Source organism: Symbiopectobacterium sp. (genome assembly GCF_051710365.1).
Lineage (GTDB): Bacteria > Pseudomonadota > Gammaproteobacteria > Enterobacterales > Enterobacteriaceae > Symbiopectobacterium.
The window spans coordinates 1-1,823 of the sequence record NZ_JBPETA010000333.1; the positions used below are offsets into that span (position 1 = coordinate 1).

At 45.2% G+C, this 1,823-nt stretch carries 1 protein-coding gene and 1 pseudogene; one reads left to right on the forward strand and one right to left on the reverse strand.

Features of this window, described 5'->3' with window-relative positions:
• The coding region (locus tag ACTBDZ_RS17490; protein ID WP_438816233.1) for a hypothetical protein at positions 1–147 on the reverse strand (147 nt) is incomplete at its 3' end.
• Between the two features lie 371 nt (positions 148–518).
• Here ACTBDZ_RS17490 and ACTBDZ_RS17495 point away from each other — a divergent pair.
• Positions 519–1,269: pseudogene (locus ACTBDZ_RS17495) on the forward strand (M48 family metallopeptidase).
• The last annotated feature ends 554 nt before the right edge of the window (positions 1,270–1,823 follow it).

Sequence of the window (1,823 nt, forward strand, 5' to 3'; positions counted from 1 at the left end):
CGGGTTGTGATTAAGGTAATCGTGCCACAGGACTTCGGCGATATCTGCCATACCCATGGGTGCGCCCGGGTGACCGGATTTGGCTTTTTGCACGCCATCCATGCTGAGTGCGCGGATGGCGTTGGCAAGTTCTTTACGAGAGGACATGCTTTACTCCAGATCGGATTGAACAGATGTCTTGCCAAACATACGTTTAATAATCAATACGTTATCCAGGAAGACCAAAGAGAGATGGCTATAAATGTACATGAAAATGCGGGCGATTGCACATGGAACCATTGGCGAAATAAGAGGATTTCATGGCTATTTTGCGCCAAACAGGATTTTAACTATCATACATGCAACAAAGCCTACTGAAAGTGCGAGTGAATTCGCCGTTTTCCGATATTAAGACCATTCGCTTTCCTCTATTTTGAAACCGAGTTTCATAATAGTGGTCGATAAAAAAGAACATCTTTATCTGCCTTTTCGTAAGCAGAACCTGAATTTGTCTGAAAACCAGTGAGGAAAATAAAAGTATGAGGATCAGAACACCGCTGTTAGCTCTGACTATCACCAGCCTGCTGAGCGGCTGCCAAAACCTGGATAACAATACCCTGATGCAATCTGGAGTGCAGGCTTTTCAGGCAGCAACACTGAGTGACGCGCAAGTCAAAACGCTCAGCGAACAGTCTTGTGCACAAATGGATAAAGAGGCCAACATCGCTCCTGCCGACAGCAGCTATACGAAACGACTGAACAACATCGCTGATGCCCTTGGGCACGATATCAATGGCACTCCCGCCAACTAAGGTGTACCTGACTAAAGACGTGAACGCCTGGGCAATGGCCAATGGCTGCATTCGCGTCTACAGCGGGCTAATGGATATCATGACGGACAATGAAGTCGAAGGCGTGCTTGGGCATGAAATGGGGCATGTGGCCTTGGGCCACAGCCGTAAAGCGATGCAGGTGGCCTATGCCACCAGCGCGGCCCGCACTGCCGTCGCCTCGGCAGGCAGCGTAGCGACCTCGTTATCGCAATCCCAGTTGGCTGATATGGGAGAACAATTGGTTAATGCCCAGTTTTCTCAAACGCAAGAGCGTCAGGCTGACGACTACTCTTTCGACTTGTTAAAACGGCGCGGCATCGACCAACAAGGGTTAGCCAGCAGCTTTGAAAAATTGGCCAAACTGGATGCGGGCCGACAAAGCAGCATGTTTGATTCACACCCTGCCGCCGAAGAACGCGCACAACACATTCGCGATCGTATCGCCGCAGGCAAGTAACCCAACCGATACTCTCACCGCAGCGAGGTATCACATCGGTACGTCGCTGCAATTATCTGCTGAAGGGATTACTCCCCCGTTATTTATTTTTCCTCAACAGGTAGCCCATTTAGTTTACAGAGACAATTCATAATAACGGTGTCGCATCCTCTAACGGCATAATAAATAAAATATTTTCATCTTTATCAACGCCCCCGTTATCACTTAAATAAATAAAATTAATTAATAATTATATTTCAATCAATTATAGTAATTTCACCAACACCTATTAATTCAATAGCGTAACACGCTGTATTTTCGATACATTATATTTTTTAATAGGATAATTCCCTAAATTTGATATGATAGTTATGCGAGAGTTGTAAAAATTTGTCAATTTTATCATTGAGATAGGATGATTATTTTCATTAGTCCTATTTTTGAGATAGTGGATCCGTCATTCCGCACCTACTTTAAGAATAAATTCGACGGTATCGCTCGCCGAGAACATCAACGATGGTCTTGTGAATAGAATTGAGGTTGGATACTTGTGGTGGTCTGTCACCAATACTGAA